Here is a 325-nt window from a genome sequence, read left to right on the forward strand (position 1 = left end):
GTTTGAGCCAGTCCTGAAGAAGCAGGATGCTGGCAAGCTAAATGAGGGGCGGTCTTCTTCGACCGGCGACAAAGCCTACAAAAAGGCCACTTTTGGAGAGGCCAAGCCCGTAAACGGTGGCAATAACGCAGCCCAAGCGCCGGAAGTTAAATCTGGGGATACCATCTCTGACACAATCGTGCCCGGTGAACAGAAGTTCTACAAGATCCCTGTCGAGTGGGGTCAGCGACCAGTGATTGCTGCCCGCACTGGAAATTCGGAGCGCGATAATGCCGATTCCATGGGAGTTGCCCTGCTGAATCCGTTCGAGGTTTCCGTTGCGGAT

At 54.8% G+C, this 325-nt stretch carries 1 pseudogene; it reads left to right on the plus strand.

The features are described from left to right. Positions 1 to 325, plus strand: a pseudogene (locus ACXIUA_RS01860) (hypothetical protein); the annotation flags it as partial.

This window comes from Corynebacterium sp. UMB8791 (assembly GCF_054166365.1).